At 30.6% G+C, this 2542-nt stretch carries 2 protein-coding genes; both read right to left on the bottom strand.

The genetic code is table 11. The annotated features are described in order from the left end of the window. Positions 1–1805 (bottom strand): hypothetical protein (locus tag Aba26S_RS20615; protein WP_043974973.1); only part of this gene is annotated, 1805 nt, incomplete at its 3' end. 15 nt (positions 1806–1820) lie between these two features. Further along, the gene (locus Aba26S_RS20610) at positions 1821–1985 is read right to left on the bottom strand and encodes a hypothetical protein (protein WP_002122045.1); all 165 of its coding nucleotides are present in this window, start codon (positions 1983–1985) and stop codon (positions 1821–1823) included. Between the last annotated feature and the right edge of the window lie 557 nt (positions 1986–2542).

Genomic DNA, 2542 nt, shown 5'->3' with positions numbered 1-2542 from the left:
TGTATATTGAAATTTAAATTTGAGAAAGAGTAAAATTTATCCTTTGTAATATTGTTAACAATGTCCATATTTTTAATCTCAGAATCTTTAATATATTTGGGGGCTCTTAGGCCACCAAAGCGATTGTTTAGATCCTGAATATAGTTTAACTCACTCTCTTTTAAAAACCTTATAAAAGATGAGTAAAAAGTTTCTGAAGCTTCTACTGATTGGATATGTTGGTAAGAAAAATCAGAATTTGCATATTGTTTAAATAATTCTAAGATAGGATCTGAAGCAAATTTATTAAATACATAGATTCCTGCTATAACATTTCCTTGGGGAATTTGTGTAGCATCAAAAAGGATTGAAAAAGCCTTTGCTCCACGAAACACAAAACTTGCGACCCAATGAAATTTTGCATAATTTGTTGTTAAAAATTTAATTTTTTCTTGTTTTAACGTTTGTATCTCATCTTTAGTTATTTTTTCTTCTGGGTCATCAGGATCTTTTACTATAATTTTACTTGCAATAACAGTATCTTTAATACTTGAAATATCTAATAACTCAATATTATAACTAATAATATTATTGTTATTTACTTCAATGCCGCTTGTTTTCACCAAAGCTAAATAAATCTCTTTTATAAGTTTACAAGTATTGTATACATAGGTTACAGGTAATCTTACTTTTTTTCTTGCTGGAATGATCAAGCTGTCTGGAAATAAAATTTCGTTAGGTGGAAGCCATTTTCCATCTTCATCTTTTAACTGTAAAGCAAGACCCCATTGTTGTTCTTTGTTTAAAGATTCATTTATTAAAACTAACTCTAATGATTTATCAGTGATTTTATAAAAAGTGGCTCTTACAAATGGCCCTAAACGATCATCATGTAAATACAAGGCAATGGATTGCTCACTTTTCTCTCTATTAAACTTATAACCGAGTACAGTGACAGCATGCCCTGCTAATTGAGATAAACTACCATCATTTTCAATTTTATTGACATCTACCCCAAGAATTAAAGGTATTTTACTATCTATATGGGTTTTTATATGAGATAAAAAATCTTGGTAAGAAATATTCTTAAGTGAGTAAGAGTGATGTTTCAGTTTTTCAACATCTAAAGCTCTTAAGATTTGTTTATTTGATAATTCACTTTTAGGGAAGTAATTATTTGAGTTAGCTATATGATTTATTGCATTTGTTGTAATTTCACTGCAAGCGGGAATTTCATTAATAGCACGCCAACTCATCGCATGCAATGCAGTCCAGATTGAAGTTGTCGCGCAGGCCGAAACCACTTTATCCTGCTCTTGGAAAGCTACTGATTCAACTTGTAATTTAATGCCAAAAAGATTGACCTCATACAGTCTTGTAATGCATTTCTTATCAGAGTTGTAAATATTAAAGTCAGGATATAATTTTAAGCAGGTTCTGCCAATAAAAGTCTGATTTAGTGGTTTTATAACCATAAATCCTAAGTATGAATTTTGTAGTTTATCTAATTTTTTTCTTTCAAATTTTGATAAACAGGAATTAATATAGTTGTGATTAATTTCTTCGGAAAAGAAGTGTAGTCTTGCAGATAAGTAACCATTATTATTGAAGCTTTTTATATAATATCGTGAATAATCTTCTAAATAATCTTTATCTAGATATTCTTTTTCTAAAAGAATACTTTTAGCCTTTATATTGCTTAAATATCTATATATATACTTTATTTGTACCTTACTAATGATATCAGGAAAAGATGAATCAAATGTCTCCTTAATTAAATTCCCTAAAGTAAGCTCACTAAATTGACATATCAAAAAAGAATTCATAAATAAAACAAAGATTTAAAGGCTGTAAGTTCTAGATAAAAAAGTTTGAGTTGGAGCTTGAGCTCGAGCTTTAGCTTGAAACTCTTTTTCAGCCTTTTCTAAATGCTCTTTAAGCTTAGTTATATGTTGCTCATTAATAACAACATTGCGAGCAGCATTTGTAAAATCTTTGTTTTTCATAGTTTTTATAACCATAAAAATTCGGTGAGTTCTTCTATTGTATCACTAATTAATCTTATAATAAATATATCTTCGAACTTTTATGTACATGAAAAGATTAAAACATTAAATTCTTGATAATTAAGAGCGTCAGCATGCGCATCAGATCCTTAAAAATAGTGTTTATAAAAACCTTATATCAAACTAATTGACTGAACAGTTACTTAAATCTATCATTCCTTTGCTGACCTAAATTGTCAGTCGGTTTTGACAGGCCGTGGCGTATAGCGTACCTGATTCATACTTTTTCAAGTGTGGATTTATGTGCGAAACCCTCGTGTTCCCCCTTTGCGGTAGAACGGGAGGGGGACGCTTCGTGCGTGCTGGTTCTATATGCCCAGTCTGTCAACCCCCTCTTTGTTCTACCACCATCATTTGACAGTGATTTGGTAGAACCTTTATTCGCATATAGGAATTTATCATGTCTCATTCATCTTTTCTCATCTGTGTTTCGACATATGTTCAACCTCGTTATATCGGTGAACGGGGAATAAAGAGCTAATTCTTAATTAGCTGTA

The sequence above is a fragment of the Acinetobacter sp. NBRC 110496 genome, from assembly GCF_000876115.1.
Taxonomy (GTDB): Bacteria; Pseudomonadota; Gammaproteobacteria; order Pseudomonadales; family Moraxellaceae; genus Acinetobacter.
This window is presented reverse-complemented; position numbering and strand designations above follow the sequence as displayed.

Excerpts from the sequence above, each read along its gene's own strand:
- Aba26S_RS20610 (WP_002122045.1), bottom strand. The coding sequence starts at position 1,985 with ATGAAAAACAAAGATTTTACAAATGCTGCTCGCAATGTTGTTATTAAT.